This is a genomic window from Chitinophagales bacterium, assembly GCA_041392475.1.
Taxonomy (GTDB): domain Bacteria; phylum Bacteroidota; class Bacteroidia; order Chitinophagales; family UBA2359; genus JAUHXA01.
Genome location: JAWKLZ010000002.1, coordinates 1,854,255 through 1,871,197, shown reverse-complemented (window position 1 = coordinate 1,871,197; position 16,943 = coordinate 1,854,255). Strand labels below are relative to the sequence as shown.

Here is a 16,943-nt window from a genome sequence, read left to right as displayed (position 1 = left end):
ATGTCGAAAAAAATGGGTATATTGCTACTCTTTTTAATTCCTTTAAACACTAAAATTTAAGCATTATGAGTGATGTAAATGATGGCAAACAATACTATGCGATTGTTGAAGATTGTATCAAAAAACTGGGTATAGAGGCTGAAAGCACTAGAGGGCAGAAAGAAGGACAGTGGAATTTGACGAAAGGTTCGGTGAAGGTATATATTGATGTCATGTATATTGAGAAAGAAGCGAGGCATTATTTTCAAGTATTAGCTCCTATTATGCAGCTTCCTGTTTCTAACCGTGATAATTTAGCTTTGGAATTACTGGCTATTAACCATCAATTGTATGGCGCAGCTTTTACGGTTTACAACGAACACGTTTGCCTCAAAGCCATTCGTGAATGTGAAGGATTGGATGCAAATGAAGCATTTGCAACGATTACCCGTATTGGCAATTATGGCGATTATTACGATGATATTTTGAAGCAAAAGTACCCAAACAATCGTCCGATTGGGTTCCATGCAGGATGATATAATCATCATTTGAAGGGTAGTTAGTGGTTGATTTTCAAGTTTAATTATAGCAAATCAATTACAAAATTATCTTTTGGTATAAAAAGGCTATTGAAGTTTTTGGCTTTACGCAAAGAACTTCAATAGCCTTTTTTTTGTCAACTTTTAAACATTCATAGCAGCTTGCCTATCTAATCATTATATTTTGGCACAAAATTCGCAGCCACCTTGACTATTACACACACCCTAAAAAATAGTGCAAATGTTCCCTACACAATTCAAAACCAGCCGTTTTTTCACAGCATTTTGCTTCTCATTATTATTGGTTTCCAACCTTGTTTTTTCTTCCAACGACCAAGGAATTGAGTTTTTTGAAGGAAGTCTATCGGAAGCACAAGCGATTGCAGCACAAGAACAAAAACCTGTATTTGTACAACTTTCTGCTGACTGGTGTTTGCCATGCCGTCAAATGGAAGAATATGTTTTTCCATTGTCTTCTGTGGGTAATTTTTACAACCAGAATTTTATCAACATCAAGTTGGATGCAGAGTCGTTTGATGGCATTGAATTGAAAAGAACTTATGATGCGATGACCGTTCCCGAATCTTTCTTTTTTGACTCCAATGGTCGTTTGATGCTGCGAGAAGGTGGCTTCAAAAGCGAACAAGAAATATTGACGCTCGGCAACAAAATCCTTAAAAAACATCCCAAACCTCGCAAGGGAAATGTCCTTATTGAGCCAAATGTTCCTGTAATAACAGACAACAATTCAAGGAATTTATACGAGCAAAAATCAGGTTTCAAACTCTTTTTGATGCGTTTGACGGGCAGTATCAAGAAACCCGAAAATATGGAATGGGTGTACCACAATGCCGAAAATTTTGACAGCAAGGCGATGAACATTTTGTTACGCCAAAAAGAACATTATATCAACCGCTACGGTGAAACAACTGTGAATCAACACATCAAAAACATATTGTACACCAAATTGGCGATTGCTACGGGCGACCAAAACGAAGACTTATACAAAGAAATATTGAAGGTAGTGAAGAAATCGGATTTGCCTGAATCAGACTTTTTGAAGATAGAATTGCAGTCAAGGTACTTTGAAGGAATTGGTGACGACAAGAATTTTGTGAAGGTAAACCGTCAATTTATGAAACGTTACAAGGGCAAAGATCCTGCAATTTACCACCGAAAAGCGTATGAAATCACCGATCATTCTGACGACAAAAACGACTTATTGAAAGCCATTGATTGGCTCGAAACATCGGTGGACCTCAACCCTCAATTCTACAACCTCGAATCATTGGCGAAGTTCTACGACAAAGCGGGAAAAAACCGCAAAGCACGAAAAACCGCCGAAAGGGCGATTGAATATGCGAAATTGGAAGGAAGGAGTTATGGACATTTGTTGGCGATAGCGGATTAGTTGTATCAGCTTCAATAGCCGTCTTATTTTTGCAATGCGCTCAAAAACAAATCTGTTTTTGAGCGCATTTTTTATAATTATTTAAAAATAGAAAGTTTAAGTCCCAAAAAATTGAATTTTGAATATAATGGGCTAAATGTGTACTTTTAAGCTTCAAATGACAGCTTTTTCTTTTATGAAAAACTCCAAAAAATCACACAATATACCATCCAAAAAGAAAACCATTGCCCAACATTCTAAAGAAAGAAAATGGGCGGTGGGTATTTTGTTACTCATTACTTTTTTGGTGTATTTGCCATCGCTGCAAAATGGTTTTGTGACCTGGGACGACAACACCTACGTCTATGAAAACGAACATCTCATCAATATGGATGTCGCTACCATGCTTACCGAACCCATGGCGCACAATTACCATCCTTTGACCATGCTTTCATTGGCAGCCAATTATGCGGTTTCGGGATTTGAACCATTTGGGTATCATTTCACCAATCTACTGCTACACCTACTAAATACTTTGCTGGTTTTTTGGCTATTATACACACTGACCAAACGAAATGTCTTCATTGCTTTCATTGCAGCCCTACTGTTTGGGATTCACCCGATGCACATTGAATCCGTAGCATGGGTTTCGGAGCGCAAAGACTTGCTTTACACCCTATTTTTTCTGCCCGCACTGCTGACCTATATCCGCTATATCAAGACCCGACAAATGGGTTTTTATGTAGCTACTTTGGTTTTGTTCGTTTTGTCCTTGTTGTCAAAACCCGCTGCGGTCATTTTTCCGATAGTGTTGTTTGCCTTTGATTTTTGGTACAAGCGCAGATGGTCGGTGAAGTTGTTGGTAGAAAAACTTCCTTTTTTGATCTTGGCTTTTGGCATCGGACTTTATACCGTAAAGATTCAAAACAACTTGGATGCTGTTGCTTCTATCTCACAATACAGTTTCATAGAACGCATTCTTTTTGCAGCTTATGGCTTCAATTTTTACCTCCTCAAGTTTTTTGTTCCCTATCCTTTGCTGCCTTTTTATGCACATCCTACTCCCAATATGGGGCTGCCCATTGTTTATTGGCTTTCTCCTTTGGTGCTGCTCGGTATATGGGCCACGATTTTTGTGGTGTGGAGGCGGAGCAAGGTGATGGTATTTGGCATGGCGTTTTATTTGCTCAACTTGTTGTTGGTTTTGCAGTTGGTGACAATTGGAGGAGCAGTTGTTGCAGAGCGATATACCTACATGCCTTACATTGGTTTGGGTTTGATATTGGCGTATTGGTGGAAACGGTGGATCAGTTGTTATCCTTCTCACAAACAAATTATCAATGGTGTGTTGGGGGTATGGCTGTTGCTGTTGGGAGTGTATAGTTTTCAGCACCTAAAAGTCTGGAAAAGTGGGGAAACACTTTGGGGCTATCAGGTGCAGCAAAAACCAAAGGGTGAAAAGGGATTGGTCAATATGGGCGTTTATTATATTGAGGAGTACAAAAAAAGTCGAACAAATAGGCAATTGATAGACAAAGCACTTCAATACTTCAATGAGGCATTGAAGTACCATCCCAATGATCCCCATGCTTTGAACGAAAGGGCGGGAGTTTACTTTGAATTGCAGGACATAGAAAGGGGCTTTAATGATGTCAATTTGTTGATTGAAGTAGATCCTTCGTATTATCAGGCTTACCTCAATCGGGCTATTTTGTACAGCATTTCCAACAATCATGCGGCGGCGGTAAAAGATTATACGCAGTATTTGAAGAAAAAAACGGAGGATGATAGGGCCTACAATTGGCGAGGCATTTCTTATCTGCAGCTTCAAAATTTTGACAAAGCATTGACGGACTTCAATAAGGCGATAAAACTCAAACCTACAGTTGGTGAATATTTCTTCAATCGTGGAAAGGCAAATGCTGCCTTGGGAAAGGATGGACAAGCCCAACAGGATATGCAAAGGGCAAAGGCATTGGGTTTTGTAGTGCCGAATTGAAGCTGGACGGTGGACGTTGAAAACTATGTAATTACATGGTAGCTTATGACGATATTTTGCTAAGAATGGAGTTTATAATCAAGCGGTTATTCTACTTTTAAAAATAGTATTTTATCACCCCAAAAGGACTAATAGTTTTGAAAAATAGTCACAATTCAATACTCAAAAATTGCTAAAATTTTAAACATCACGAAATGACTTTCAAAATAACTGAACTGTATGTTTATCCCATTAAATCACTTGGAGGCATTAGCCTGCAAACTTCTAAGTTGACTCCTAAAGGTTTGGAATACGACCGACGATGGCTGTTGACGGACTCCAATGGTCAGTTTATCACCCAAAGAAATATGCCCAGTTTGGTGTTTTTCAAAACTGCTCTTGCCCAAAATGGTATTGTGGTTTCTCACAAAAACTCGGATAAGGATTTGTTTGTACCCGCACGTTCTGCCGATGCCAAAGACCGACGAATGAAAGTCGTTATTTGGGATGATGTGGTCAATGCGGTGGTCGAAAGTGAGGAAATCAATGATTGGTTTTCAAAATTGATGGGTTTTGAGGTATATTTGGTATTCATTCCCGATGGGGAACGTAGAGTGGTTCATAATCATCCTGATGCGGAAATTAACTTTCCCGATGCAGCACCTTATTTGTTTTTGAGCCAGACGGCTTTGGATTATCTCAATGGTCAGTTGGAGCAAAAAATTCCTATCAATCGGTTTCGAGCCAATGTTATTTTTGAAGGGGGAAGTCCACATATTGAAGACAATTGGCAGACCTTCAAAATTGGAGAAGCTGAATTTGAGGCCATTAAGAATTGCGGTCGCTGTCAAGTGATAACAACTAACCAAGAAACCGCAGAGGTCGGAAAAGAACCTTTGCGTACTTTGGCAACTTACCGAAAAGAAGGGCAAAGAATTTTGTTTGGGCGGTATTTCAAATTGAAGGGAAAACAGCACTTTGAAGTGAAAATAGGGGACGAAGTAGAAGTTTTGGGGTCTTAAACTAAGGAATTTCCCTAGAAAAGTAAGAATAAAAAAAGATATAGTGAACAAAATTTGTAAATTCACTATCTTTGCCCTCCAAAAAAAGAGAGCCGATTTTTTGAGGCTTCAATCTTCACCTTTTTACATTAAACGTTTTAGAATAAAAAGATGGCAACGTACAACAAGGGAAAAAAAGTAAAAGATACCCAACTTAAAGGAGACATACTTGAGCAGGAAATACAATTGCAGGAAACGTATGGTAAAGCTGAAAAGTTTATTGAAGACAATAGCAAAATCGTATTGGGTATTGTGGCAGGTATTGCGTTATTGATTTTGGCCTTCTTAGCATTTAACAATCTTTATTTACCAGGTCAAGAACAAGAAGCTCAGTCAGAAATGTATGTTGCGGAGCGTTATTTTAAGCAAGATTCGTTTCAGTTGGCATTGAATGGAGATGGTAATTCTCTTGGATTCCTCGATATCATTGACAAATATAGTGGCATGACAGATGCTACAAATTTGGCAAACTACTATGCTGGTATCAGTTACTTGAACTTGGGCGACTTCAACAATGCTGTTACTTACCTCAAAAAATTTGACGGTGATGATGAGGTTGTTAGTACCATGGCTTTGGGAGCATTGGGTGATGCCTATTCTGAATTGGGCGATATGTCCAATGCTATCAGTTACTACAAAAAAGCGGCTGCTAATAGCGACAATGAATTTACGGCTACTACTTATTGGTTGCGTGCAGGTCAAGCAATGGAACATGAAGGCGACAATAGTGGAGCAAAAGCTGCTTACGAAGTTATCAAAAAAGAATATCCGACTTCATTAGTAGGTCAAAGCATTGACAAATACATCGCTCGCGTAGATGCGAAGATGTAATTCCATTCTAAAATAAGTGATAGGAAATAAGTAGAAATAATGGCGAGTAATTACTTGGCTGCACTTCTATTTATTTCCTATTTTTTTGTATTTCTGCGTAGTTAAAGAATTAATTCCCTCCTATTATGGCAAGTGAACTCAAAGGTCTTTCCGAATATGACTACAATGCTGTCCCGAATGCAAAAGGGTATCGTTTTGGCATTATAGTCACTGATTATCACACCGATATTACCTTTGCTCTACTCGAAGGTGCTCAAAATGCGCTATTGGAACACGGAGTGCTTGCCGAAGACATTGAAGTGCATCATGTTCCTGGTACGTATGAGTTACCTTACGCTGCCCGTTTGATGCAAGAGGTTCAATATCCTGGTGTTCAGGCGATTATTTGTTTGGGTTGTGTGATTACAGGCGAAACCCGTCACGATGAATACATCAATCAAGCAGTTGCACAGGGAATTATGCAGCTCAACCTTCGTGAACACGATGAGGGTAGCAATGCTGATTGCCCCGTAATTTTTGGCGTACTTACTCCTCAAACACATCAACAAGCCAAAGATAGGGCTGGTGGAAAACACGGTAACAAAGGTGTAGAAACTGCCATTGCAGCTATCAAAATGGCGGCTTTGAGGCGCAAAATACACCATGATTCAAAAGAGGCATGGGAAAAAAGACTTTGGGAAATCAATGAGGAAATGAGCAAGGAATATGAAGATGAACATACTGCAAATAGCGATGATAACGATAGCACCCCTTTGCCTTTTTAAAAAAATGAATCCTATGACAATTTTACTTGGTCAGAGGAAAAGACGGTTCATCGAAGATTTTAGTTAGTGGAATGAGACTTTTGAAGTTTAGAGCTAAAGAATTGAAAAACTATGAAATAAGTACTTACTTTTTAAAAGGAAAACTTCAAAAGTCCACACCAGAATTTTATTTTATTGGTAATCCACCGTGAGATGCTGTTGTAGTTGAATAAAATTTTGAACTGCTTCAAAACAGCAAATTGAGGTGTCTGCTATCCAAACTTGCGTTCCATCTCTTGCATCACCGATACCAAAGTTTGCACTCCTTCAATCGGCATAGTATTGTAAATAGAGGCTCTAAATCCGCCAACCGAGCGATGCCCTTGAATTGTCAGACAATTGGCTTGAGTTGCCATATCCAAAAAAGAGGACTCCAATTCAGCGTTTTTGAGGACAAAAGTAGCGTTCATCATCGAACGGTCTTCTACCACCGAATGTCCTTCAAAAAGAGAGTTGCGGTCAATTTCGTCATACATCAACCTTGCCTTCAATCGGTTGTCTTTTTCTATTTGTGCTATTCCTTTCTCTTTGATCCATTGCAGTCCTAAATAGCAGCAGTAAATCGGGAAAACAGGCGGCGTATTGAAGGACGAATTTTTGGCGATGTGCACTTGATAATCCAACATACTTGGAATGGCTCTATTGGTTTTTCCCAATAAGCTTTTGCGGACAATTATCAAAGTCGTACCTGCTGGACCTAAGTTTTTTTGCGCTCCTGCATACACCAACCCAAATTGATTCATGTCTATTTGTTTGGAGAAAATATCGGACGACATATCCGCTACAATGGGTACTTCACTCTTAGGAATCTCGTGAATTTGGGTGCCGTAAATGGTATTGTTGGTGGTAATGTGAAAATAATCCGCTTGATTAGGGATAGTATAGCTTTTGGGAATATGGTTGAAGGTGCTTGACTTAGAAGAGGCTACAACTTCGATATTTCCGAACAATTTCGCTTCTTTGATTGCATTTTCCGACCAAGTGCCTGTATCTAAGTAAGCCGCCAAGCCATTTGAAGGCAACAAATTGAAAGGAACTTGGCAAAACTGCATACTAGCTCCACCTGATAGAAACAATACTTCAAAATCGTCGTCTAAATCCAAAAGCTCTATAACCAAACGTTGCGATCCTTCAAGGATTTCAACAAAAGCATCACTGCGATGAGAAATCTCAAGAATGGATAAACCAGAATCTTGATAGTCTAATGTTGCCTTTGCAGCTTGTTCAAACAGAGATTGAGGCAATACCGCAGGGCCAGAACTAAAGTTGTATTTTTTCATGAAAGATGTTTGTGTAATCATTTTAGTAATGGAGAAAAAACAAAAAGCGATGCTATACAGAAAGCACAGCATCGCCGAAAGGTTCTGAAAGAAAGGTAAGCAATGAATGAAAATTAAAATAAGAATTAAAATGAAAACCACTTCTTAATCAGATGGTTTGGAATTTTAAATCGGAGAATTAATTTTGAGCCATTACTAAGGAAAGTTACCAACGATTGTTGTTGTCGCTGTTGTCAGATTTGTTTTCAGAACGGTAGCCACCTCTATTACCCCCCCTTCTATTGCCGCCACGTCCGCCGCCGCCTCTTTTTTCCGTTCGTTCACGGGCAATGTTCACACGCATGGTTCGACCTTCCAACTCTGCGCCTTCGAGCTCGTCAATTGCTTTTTGTCCTTCTTCTTGATTTTGCATTTCAACAAAGCCAAAACCTTTTGACCGATTCGTTTCTCTATCTATCACGAGTTTTACGGATGTAACTGCGCCGTACTCTTCAAATATATCGCGCAAATCATCCTCAGTAATTTGGTAATCAAGATTACCGACATAAATGTTCATAAGGAAAAATAAATTGAAAAAATGATAAAAAACTGTCACAAAAATAGCCTATATTTTAGCTTGCAGCAAGTTTTTTAGTTGCAAGACTTCAAAAAATCACTATTTATCCTTCAAATTAGGCTGCAATCTGTTAGCTTTGCATCTGCCTTGCAGTTCTATTTTAACTAAAGTGACTCTCATGCGAATTTTGGTAACAGGCACAGCAGGCTTCATCGGTTTTCATTTGGCAAAACAATTGATTGACCGTGGAGACGAAGTGATTGGTTTAGACAGCATTAACGATTATTACGATGTTAATTTGAAATATAATCGGTTGGCAGAAACGGGAATAACCCGTGAAGCTATTGCGTATAACCGCTTAGTGCAAAGTGAAATACACCCCAATTATCAGTTCATCCAACTCCAACTGGAAGACAAAGAAAATGTTGCACAACTTTTTGAAGAACAACAGTTTGATAAAGTTTGCCATTTGGCTGCCCAAGCAGGGGTTAGATACAGTTTGGAGAATCCCCATGCCTATATAGATAGCAACATTGTTGGCTTTGTGAATGTATTGGAAGGCTGTCGTCATCAAAAAATAAAACACTTTGTATATGCAAGTAGTTCAAGTGTTTATGGACTGAATGAAAAAATGCCTTTTTCTACTTCCGACAATATTGACCATCCCATCAGCCTGTATGCTGCAACCAAAAAATCCAATGAATTGATGGCTCATTCTTATAGCCATTTGTTCAACCTTCCAACGACTGGACTCCGATTCTTTACGGTGTATGGTCCTTGGGGAAGACCCGACATGGCTTTGTTCTTGTTTACAAAAGCTATTTTGGAAGACAAACCTATCAATATTTTCAACCATGGCAATATGCAGCGTGATTTCACCTATATTGACGATATTGTAGAAGGAGTCATGCGGGTGATAGACAATCCTCCAAAAGGAAATCCCGATTGGTCTGCAATGAATCCTGACCCAAGTACGGCTAAATCTCCTTATAAAATTTACAATATTGGAAATAGTGATCCTGTGTTATTAATGGATTTTATCAAGGCTATTGAAAAAGCTTTGGGAATGGACGCAAAAAAGAATTTTATGGAAATGCAGCCAGGAGATGTTCCCATGAACTGGGCAGATGTAAATGATTTAATCAGAGATTTAGACTATCTACCTAAAACATCTGTAGATTATGGGATTGGGAAATTTATTGATTGGTATAAAGAATATTATAAGTTGGCTGAATTTGTCTAATGCTTATGAAATAGATAAATAGTAGTAAATAGGTTTGATGGTGAAAAAGCATTGATTTGGTACAAGAAGTTCTTCAAACCGAAAAAACGACTTTTTATCCTCCCTCACCTTATCTATGCTATTGCAAAAATCAAGATATACTTAGATTCAATAAAAAATCTACAATTCGGTACTTCAAAACCAAACGAAGCTCCTCATAAGTTAATGGATCTGACTATTACTACAGAATCAGAATTTAAAAAACTCATGGGAAAGGGCAACACCTCAATGTACAAAAAAACTTATTTAATCTATGCACCAACTATCGATAGTCATACCACTTTACAATGAAGAAGGCAATGTTGCAGCATTGCATGAAGAAATTGTAGCAGTATGCGAAAATAATAACTATACTTATGAAATTATTTTAGTAGATGATGGCTCTAATGACGACACAGTAAAAATTGCTAAAACACTCGCTCCTCTAAAAATCATTGAATTCCGAAAGAATTTCGGACAAACAGCTGCAATGGATGCCGGAATTAAGGCAGCTCAATATGATTATGTCATTACCATGGATGGGGATAGACAAAACGATCCTACGGATATTCCAAAATTGATTGACTATATCATAATGAATGAGTTAGATGTGGTTTCTGGTTGGCGAAAAAACCGAAAAGATACATTCATGAAGCGATTTGTGTCGAGAGGAGCCAATTTTTTGCGGAAAGTGTTGATCAATGATGGAATTCACGATAGCGGTTGTTCTTTAAAAATTTATAAGAGAGAATGTTTTGAAGGGGTTTCATTGTATGGAGAAATGCACCGTTTCATCCCAGCATTGTTGAAGATAAAAGGCTTCAAAATAGGAGAAGTAGTGGTAAACCATCGTGCAAGAACAGCAGGTGTGACCAAATACAATTGGCGGCGCACTGTCAAAGGGTTTATTGACATGATTGCCGTTTGGTTTTGGAATAAATATGCTATGCGGCCACTTCACTTACTGGGAGGGATTGGCCTCATTCTTTTGTTAATGAGTATTGTCTGTATGGGAGTTACTACAGTCTTGTTTTTCAAAGGACAGGACATATCTGATACTTCTTGGCCTATTCTGACCATTTTATTATTTTTGAGTGGTTTGAACATGTTTGTTGGAGGAATTTTGGCGGATATTATGGTAAAGAACTATTACAAGGATAATAAGAATAGCTATTATAGTATAAAAAATATAACTATTAAATAAGTTTATTTACAATGATAAAGTATTCTTTTGTGGTACCTGCCTATAATGAGGAAAAAAACATTCCGATGCTTTATCAGAAAGTGCTGTCATTGATGGATTCCCTCAATGATCAAAATTGGGAACTCATTTTCGTCAATGATGGTAGTCGAGATGGAACATGGGATGTATTGCTGAATCATTCAAAGTTGGATGCACGAGTGAAATGTATCAATCTCAGTCGAAATTTTGGACATCAGGCAGCTTTGGGTGCTGGACTAAGTTATGCCGGTGGAGAAGCGATTATTTCGATGGATTGCGACCTACAAGACCCTCCTGAAGTGGTGGCAGAAATGATTGACAAATGGAAACAAGGTTTTGCGATTGTGTATGCAAGACGGTTGAACTATCGAAAGGATAACTTTATAAAACGATATGCTTCAAAGTTTTACTACAGTCTGTTGGACAAATTCTCGGAAGTGAGTATTCCCCGAAATGTGGGAGATTTCCGATTGGTGGACATGAAAGTACAACGAGAACTCAACAAAATGCGGGGTAAATCTCCCTATTTTAGAGGCATGGTAGCTTGGACGGGCTTCAAACATGCCTATGTCGACTATTACCGCCCTGACCGAGAGGAAGGAGAATCGGGTTATACCCTTACCAAACTGGTTCAATTGGGAATGAGTGGCTTGATGGGGTTTTCTTTTTTGCCTTTGAAGATAGGTTTTGTGTTGGGAATCATCACTATTTTGATGGGGTGCGGGTTTTTGACTTATATGATATTTGATGCTCTTATCAATGATGTCTATTATCACTTGTACAAATTTTTGGTAGTTATTTTGTTTATGTTTATGGGTGCTTTTTTTATATTACTCTGGATATTAGGGGAATATGTCGGCAGGATTTATGATGAAGTGCGAAATCGTCCGCTTTATATTGTTCATGAAAAGGTAAATATTGATGAATATTCTCATATTGAATAATGAATATCCTCCATTGGGAGGAGGTGCGGGAGTGATTAGCCGCTATCAAGCAGAAGGTTTGGCAAAACTTGGGCATAAAGTGACCGTAGTGACAGCATGGATTGAAGGAGAAGCAGAAAGATTGGAAACAGAGAATTTGACGGTGATTAAATTGAAGTCAAAACGAAAAGTAGTATATGAATCGAATCCTGTAGAAATGTTGTCGTGGATGTTTAAGGCGATGTCTTTTTTGAAACAATATTGCCAAGAACATTCTTTTGATGTTTCTATAGCCCATTATCTGCTACCTGCGGGGAATGTGAGTTGGTACTTAAAGCGAAAATTTAACATCCCCTATACCGTTGTTTCTCATGGACATGATGTTCCTTTTGCCTTCCCTAAGCAAATGCTAAAGTTTCACGCATTGACCTATTTTTGGTTGAAGCAAATCCTCAAAAATGCCACTACATTTTTTGTTCAATCCCAAGAAATGAAAGATCGGTCGGATAAGTTTATTGGCGAAAAATTAGCTTCTAAAAATTATAGAGTACCCAATGGCTGCAATAGCGACTATTTTCAACCCAATTATGCCATTAAGTCCAAAAAGTTTAAAATAGTTTGGGTAGGTAGATTGGTGGACCAAAAAGATCCATTTACTTTTTTGAAGGCCATAAAAATATTTAGTGCTAAGGGAATTGAATTTACCGTACACATATTGGGAGATGGGCCGCTTAGGAAAAAAATGGAGGCTTTTATTCAGCAAAACGACCTTGACAAATGGGTGAAAATGAAAGGATGGGTCAGTAAAACGGAAATATTGGAAGAGTATCAATCTGCAAATTTACAGGTGATTTCTTCTTTGTTTGAAGGGATGAGTATTGCAGCTCTGGAGTCTTTGTCTGCTGGATTGTATGTGCTGACAACTCCTGTAAGTGGAAATCCTGATGTGGTGGTGGAAGGAGAGAATGGAGGATTTTTTGATTATGGTGACGTAGAGGGGCTGGCAGAACGACTCGAAGACTATTACAAAAATAAGTTTTTGAAGGGGCATTTGCCGAATCAAGAGAAGGTGAATGGCTTTCGGAAAGAGTATAAGTGGGATAATATTGTTGCTTTATACAATCAAGCACTAAAAAACCTTTTGCAAAAGAACAACTAACTATATTCAGTTTTTTTGGAGTAAAAATAAATGAATGAAAATTGCATATTTATATTTAACAAAATTAATAGGTAGTAGGGTTCCTGCTGATGCCAATCAAACACTAAATATGGTGAATGCTTTTGCCCAACATGCAGAGATTACCTATTTTTCGCATTGGGGTTCTAAAAAGAAATTTCAGGAGATATTTGAATTCTATTTCTTACAGCCCAATTTTCATTTGGTTCGGATTCCTGTACAATTGGTTACCAGCACGCTTTTTTTAGAAAAATTAGCCAGAGGGTTTTACTGCCTTTTTGCCCTTCTATACATCCGACTACATAGGTATGATATCATCTATACGAGAGATTTTTCTTTTGTGTATTTTTTATCTATGATTCCGAAATTTATGAGACCCAAGCAAAAAGTGGTCTATGAACCTCATAATATACTTCATGTTGTCTCGCCTAAAATCAATATTCAACAAGAAAAGGCTGGAATTGCGATGGCGGATATTTTCATTCCAACTACCAATGGCTCAAAAGAAGACTTAATTCATGTTTTCAATATAGATGAAAGTAAAATGTTTGTGCAGCCCAATGCTGTGAATATCCATAATTTTAGTTTACAGAAAGACACTGAAGCAGAAGGGTTTTTGGAAAAATATCCAAGTCTTCGAGGCTATAAAATTGTTGCCTATACGGGTACTTTTGGAGATTGGAAAGGAGTAGATACGCTTGTGAAATCCTATAAGTTTTTGAAGTCCTCCAATGTTAAGTTTTTATTAGTAGGAGGAATAGGAGAAGATAGAAAAGTGATTGAAGAACTGATACAAAAAGAAGGGCTTAAGAACGAAATTTTGATTGAAGGTTTTTTACCACAAAAAGAATTGATTGGTGTCTTGAATAATGTGACTATAGCTACTATTCCAAATAACGAAATGGGTGAAGGTAAAAAATATACTTCTCCGTTGAAGACTTATGAATACATGGCGATGGGCTTGCCAATCATTGCCTCAAATTTGTATTCAATGCGTCAATTGTTAAAAAACGGAGAAAATTGTCTGTTTTTTGAGCCTGAAAATGAAAAAGATCTCGCTAAGAAGATAGATCAACTTTTGGAGGATGAAACTTTGAGACAGCAACTAATAAATAATAATTATTCTCAAGCACAATTGTATAGTTGGGAAAAAAGAGCTGAGAATATACTGGGATTTATTGAATCTTCTTCCAAATTGAAGGCAAAATAGAGGTGAAAACTATGCTTAAATTGGTAAAAGCCAAATTGAGATTGCCTTACCTTAAAATATTCCATCTTGAATTATCATTTTTCCCTTAAAATCACAATCTATTGAATGGTAAAACATTGAGAAATAGGACTATCTCAGGTGTCTTTTGGAGTGGGGCAAATCAGTTTGGGATGTTTACTTCTGCTATAATCACTAGTATAATCTTGGCACGATTGCTTGAGCCAGAAGATTTTGGTTTAATTGCAATGGTAAACATTATCATAGAATTTGCTCGGATAATAGTGAGTTTTGGTTTTGGACAAGCACTTATTCAGAAACAGGGGATTACTGAAAAAGATCTATCTACGGTTTTTTGGTTTAACGCAGGCTTGGGACTTATTACTACCTTCATCGTGGCGTTTTCGGCTTCTTATGTGGCATCGTTTTATAATGAGCCTGAATTACAGTTTATTACAATTGTACTTTCATTTAATTTTCTTATCTATTCACTGAATGTTGTACAACGAATTATTTTCATTAAGGCAATTGATTTTAAGTCTATTGCAAAGGTTGAAATAATGGCTACAATTGTTTCAGGTTTCAGTTCTGTTTTGTTAGCTTATTGGGGGTATGGTGTTTGGAGTTTGGTGTTTCAGACCTTGACAATGGCTATTATTTCATGTGTTTTATTGTGGTATCTAAGTGAGTGGAAACCTAAAATGATATTTGATTGGCAGTCTATTCGAGATATTTGGGGCTTTAGTATCAACTTATTTGGTAGTCAATCATTAAAATATTGGACGGGAAATATTGACAAAGTTTTGATAGGCAAATATTTATCTGGAAGTGCTTTAGGTTTATATAGGCAAGCGTATGTTGTAGTGTTGAACCCAATTAATAGAATTGGTCAGGTTATTATGCAAGTATTGTTTCCAACCTTTGCAAAAATTCAGGAGGATAGAAATTTAGTCAGAAATATTTTTTTGAAACTTAACAGAATAACAGCTCTTGTAACTTTTCCTTTAATGGTTGGTATGTTTGTGTGCTCAGATACTTTTGTAAGGTCATTATTGGGTCCCAAATGGATTTCGATTATTCCGATACTCAAAATATTTTCCTGTATTGGTTTGGTGTCATCCATCAATGAATTATTTAAAAGTATTTTCTTAGGATTGGGTTATAGTAATCTATTATTCAAGGTTGGTTTGTTTGAGCGTTTTACCTTGATTGGAGGCGTTGTCATTGGCCTAAACTGGGGCATAGAAGGAGTTGCTTTAGGTTTATTGGCAGCAGCATTGGTCAATCTACCTGTTGTTATGTATTATGGGGGGGGGATAATTAATCTTAGTGTAGTAAAACAACTAACCAACTTATTTCCAATACTATTTACCGCTCTGATAATGGGAGCATTGGTTTGGTGCGTAAATTTACAACTATCACAATTTAATGAACTAAAAAAAATAGTTATTTTAGCTATTGATGTTTTTGCTGGAGTATTTTCCTATGGTCTATTAGCATATATTTTTAAATTGAAGGCTTTCTATAACTTTTTAGAACTTATAGCCCCGTATGCTAAAGCTTTTCAAAAATGAAATTAGTAACTTGCAACATCAATTGTATCCGTAAATTTTCTCAGAAATGATTAATGTTACTCAATCATATTTGCCTCCATTATCAGAATATGTCCAATATTTAGAAAAAATTTGGGATAACTGTTGGCTAACCAATAATGGACCACTTGTTATAGAGCTTGAGGAGAACTTATCTAATTTTCTTGGAGTTGAGCATTTATTGTTTTTAAACAATGGTACAATTGCTCTGCAAATTGCGATTAAAGCATTGCAGTTGAAGGGGGAAGTTATCACAACGCCCTTTTCTTATGTTGCTACTACGACTGCTATACTATGGGAAAATTGCAAACCTGTTTTTGTGGATATTGACCCTGATACCTATTGTATTGATGCTTCAAAAATCGAAGCTGCCATTACTTCGGATACTTCTGCAATATTGGCTACCCATGTATATGGTTTGCCTTGTGATGTCGAGGCGATTGAAGTAATTGCCAAAAAATACAATTTAAAAGTTATATATGATGGAGCACACGCTTTTGGAGTTGAGTATAAAAATCAATCTTTGTTGAATTATGGAGATATAAGTACCTTGAGTTTCCATGCTACCAAACTTTTTCATACTGTAGAAGGAGGTGCTGTTGTTACCAATAATGAGGAAATTGCAAAGCAGATGAGTTTGTACCGCAGCTTTGGACACATTCGAGATGATTATTATACGATAGGTGTAAATGGTAAAAATTCTGAATTTCATGCGGCAATGGGTTTGTGTAATCTACCAAAAGTTCCCGAACTAATTCAAAAGAGAAAAATAATTTGTGATTATTATGATGAGCAATTGGTTGTAAATACGCACTTAGAACGCCCTAAGATTCCCCAAAAAACTATTTACAATTATTCTTACTATCCTATATTGTTCGGGTCTGAGGAGGAGTTAGTATCTATAATGAAGGAATTGCTTAGAAATAATATCAATCCCAGACGTTATTTTTATCCTTCTTTAAATACCTTATCCTATTTGTCGAAGCAAGTGGCATGTCCTGTATCTGAATCTATTGCACCACGTATATTGTGCCTTCCTTTGTATCCTGACTTGGAAATGAAGGATGCTGAAAGAATTTGTCAAATTATTAAAGAATTTCATTCAATATATGAATTGTAAAGAATAAAATTTATTAAATCTAAA

At 37.2% G+C, this 16,943-nt stretch carries 15 protein-coding genes; 13 read left to right on the top strand and 2 right to left on the bottom strand.

Annotated features, from left to right (window positions below; all coding sequences use genetic code 11):
* Positions 1-65: 65 nt before the first annotated feature.
* From R3E32_20860 to ribH, 6 genes are all read left to right on the top strand, one after another.
* Positions 66-515: a YbjN domain-containing protein gene (locus tag R3E32_20860; protein ID MEZ4887195.1), complete on the top strand. Its 450-nt coding sequence runs from the start codon at positions 66-68 to the stop codon at positions 513-515.
* A gap of 244 nt (positions 516-759) precedes the next feature.
* Positions 760-1,929, top strand: coding sequence for a thioredoxin family protein (locus R3E32_20855; GenBank protein MEZ4887194.1), 1,170 nt, complete (start codon positions 760-762; stop codon positions 1,927-1,929).
* 175 nt (positions 1,930-2,104) lie between these two features.
* Complete coding sequence (locus tag R3E32_20850) at positions 2,105-3,907, top strand: tetratricopeptide repeat protein (GenBank protein MEZ4887193.1); 1,803 nt, start codon at positions 2,105-2,107, stop codon at positions 3,905-3,907.
* 194 nt (positions 3,908-4,101) lie between these two features.
* On the top strand, positions 4,102-4,908 hold the full coding sequence (locus R3E32_20845) for an MOSC domain-containing protein (GenBank protein MEZ4887192.1): 807 nt from the start codon (positions 4,102-4,104) through the stop codon (positions 4,906-4,908).
* A gap of 150 nt (positions 4,909-5,058) precedes the next feature.
* Positions 5,059-5,778, top strand: a complete 720-nt coding sequence (locus tag R3E32_20840; GenBank protein MEZ4887191.1) for a tetratricopeptide repeat protein — start codon at positions 5,059-5,061, stop codon at positions 5,776-5,778.
* A 125-nt stretch (positions 5,779-5,903) separates the two neighbouring features.
* A complete protein-coding gene (ribH, locus tag R3E32_20835; GenBank protein MEZ4887190.1) occupies positions 5,904-6,542 on the top strand; it encodes a 6,7-dimethyl-8-ribityllumazine synthase in 639 nt (212 codons plus the stop codon).
* A gap of 251 nt (positions 6,543-6,793) precedes the next feature.
* Here the strand turns inward: ribH and serC are convergent, their stop codons facing one another.
* On the bottom strand, positions 6,794-7,861 hold the full coding sequence (gene serC / locus R3E32_20830; protein ID MEZ4887189.1) for a 3-phosphoserine/phosphohydroxythreonine transaminase: 1,068 nt from the start codon (positions 7,859-7,861) through the stop codon (positions 6,794-6,796).
* A 205-nt stretch (positions 7,862-8,066) separates the two neighbouring features.
* A complete protein-coding gene (locus R3E32_20825) occupies positions 8,067-8,417 on the bottom strand; it encodes an RNA-binding protein (GenBank protein ID MEZ4887188.1) in 351 nt (116 codons plus the stop codon).
* A 178-nt stretch (positions 8,418-8,595) separates the two neighbouring features.
* Here R3E32_20825 and R3E32_20820 point away from each other — a divergent pair, with 178 nt between their 5' ends.
* The 7 genes from R3E32_20820 (at position 8,596) to R3E32_20790 (ending at position 16,919) form a co-directional block, all read left to right on the top strand.
* Positions 8,596-9,660: an NAD-dependent epimerase gene (locus tag R3E32_20820; protein MEZ4887187.1), complete on the top strand. Its 1,065-nt coding sequence runs from the start codon at positions 8,596-8,598 to the stop codon at positions 9,658-9,660.
* Positions 9,661-9,952: 292 nt separating this feature from the next.
* A complete protein-coding gene (locus R3E32_20815; GenBank protein ID MEZ4887186.1) occupies positions 9,953-10,882 on the top strand; it encodes a glycosyltransferase family 2 protein in 930 nt (309 codons plus the stop codon).
* An 11-nt stretch (positions 10,883-10,893) separates the two neighbouring features.
* Positions 10,894-11,844 (top strand): glycosyltransferase family 2 protein, encoded by a 951-nt coding sequence (locus R3E32_20810; protein ID MEZ4887185.1) that lies wholly within the window; start codon positions 10,894-10,896, stop codon positions 11,842-11,844.
* Positions 11,822-12,982: a glycosyltransferase family 4 protein gene (locus tag R3E32_20805; protein ID MEZ4887184.1), complete on the top strand. Its 1,161-nt coding sequence runs from the start codon at positions 11,822-11,824 to the stop codon at positions 12,980-12,982. Before R3E32_20810 ends, R3E32_20805 begins: the two co-directional genes overlap by 23 nt.
* Positions 12,983-13,016: 34 nt before the next feature.
* Positions 13,017-14,210, top strand: coding sequence for a glycosyltransferase family 4 protein (locus R3E32_20800; protein MEZ4887183.1), 1,194 nt, complete (start codon positions 13,017-13,019; stop codon positions 14,208-14,210).
* Positions 14,211-14,311: 101 nt separating this feature from the next.
* Entirely contained in the window at positions 14,312-15,781 is a 1,470-nt protein-coding gene (locus R3E32_20795) for an MOP flippase family protein (protein ID MEZ4887182.1), read from the top strand.
* Between the two features lie 46 nt (positions 15,782-15,827).
* On the top strand, positions 15,828-16,919 hold the full coding sequence (locus tag R3E32_20790) for a DegT/DnrJ/EryC1/StrS family aminotransferase (GenBank protein MEZ4887181.1): 1,092 nt from the start codon (positions 15,828-15,830) through the stop codon (positions 16,917-16,919).
* Positions 16,920-16,943 lie beyond the last annotated feature (24 nt).

Excerpts from the sequence above, each read along its gene's own strand:
- R3E32_20860 (MEZ4887195.1), top strand. The coding sequence starts at position 66 with ATGAGTGATGTAAATGATGGCAAACAATACTATGCGATTGTTGAAGAT.
- R3E32_20855 (MEZ4887194.1), top strand. The coding sequence starts at position 760 with ATGTTCCCTACACAATTCAAAACCAGCCGTTTTTTCACAGCATTTTGC.
- R3E32_20850 (MEZ4887193.1), top strand. The coding sequence starts at position 2,105 with ATGAAAAACTCCAAAAAATCACACAATATACCATCCAAAAAGAAAACC.
- R3E32_20845 (MEZ4887192.1), top strand. The coding sequence starts at position 4,102 with ATGACTTTCAAAATAACTGAACTGTATGTTTATCCCATTAAATCACTT.
- R3E32_20840 (MEZ4887191.1), top strand. The coding sequence starts at position 5,059 with ATGGCAACGTACAACAAGGGAAAAAAAGTAAAAGATACCCAACTTAAA.
- ribH (MEZ4887190.1), top strand. The coding sequence starts at position 5,904 with ATGGCAAGTGAACTCAAAGGTCTTTCCGAATATGACTACAATGCTGTC.
- serC (MEZ4887189.1), bottom strand. The coding sequence starts at position 7,861 with ATGAAAAAATACAACTTTAGTTCTGGCCCTGCGGTATTGCCTCAATCT.
- R3E32_20825 (MEZ4887188.1), bottom strand. The coding sequence starts at position 8,417 with ATGAACATTTATGTCGGTAATCTTGATTACCAAATTACTGAGGATGAT.
- R3E32_20820 (MEZ4887187.1), top strand. The coding sequence starts at position 8,596 with ATGCGAATTTTGGTAACAGGCACAGCAGGCTTCATCGGTTTTCATTTG.
- R3E32_20815 (MEZ4887186.1), top strand. The coding sequence starts at position 9,953 with ATGCACCAACTATCGATAGTCATACCACTTTACAATGAAGAAGGCAAT.
- R3E32_20810 (MEZ4887185.1), top strand. The coding sequence starts at position 10,894 with ATGATAAAGTATTCTTTTGTGGTACCTGCCTATAATGAGGAAAAAAAC.
- R3E32_20805 (MEZ4887184.1), top strand. The coding sequence starts at position 11,822 with ATGAATATTCTCATATTGAATAATGAATATCCTCCATTGGGAGGAGGT.
- R3E32_20800 (MEZ4887183.1), top strand. The coding sequence starts at position 13,017 with ATGAAAATTGCATATTTATATTTAACAAAATTAATAGGTAGTAGGGTT.
- R3E32_20790 (MEZ4887181.1), top strand. The coding sequence starts at position 15,828 with ATGATTAATGTTACTCAATCATATTTGCCTCCATTATCAGAATATGTC.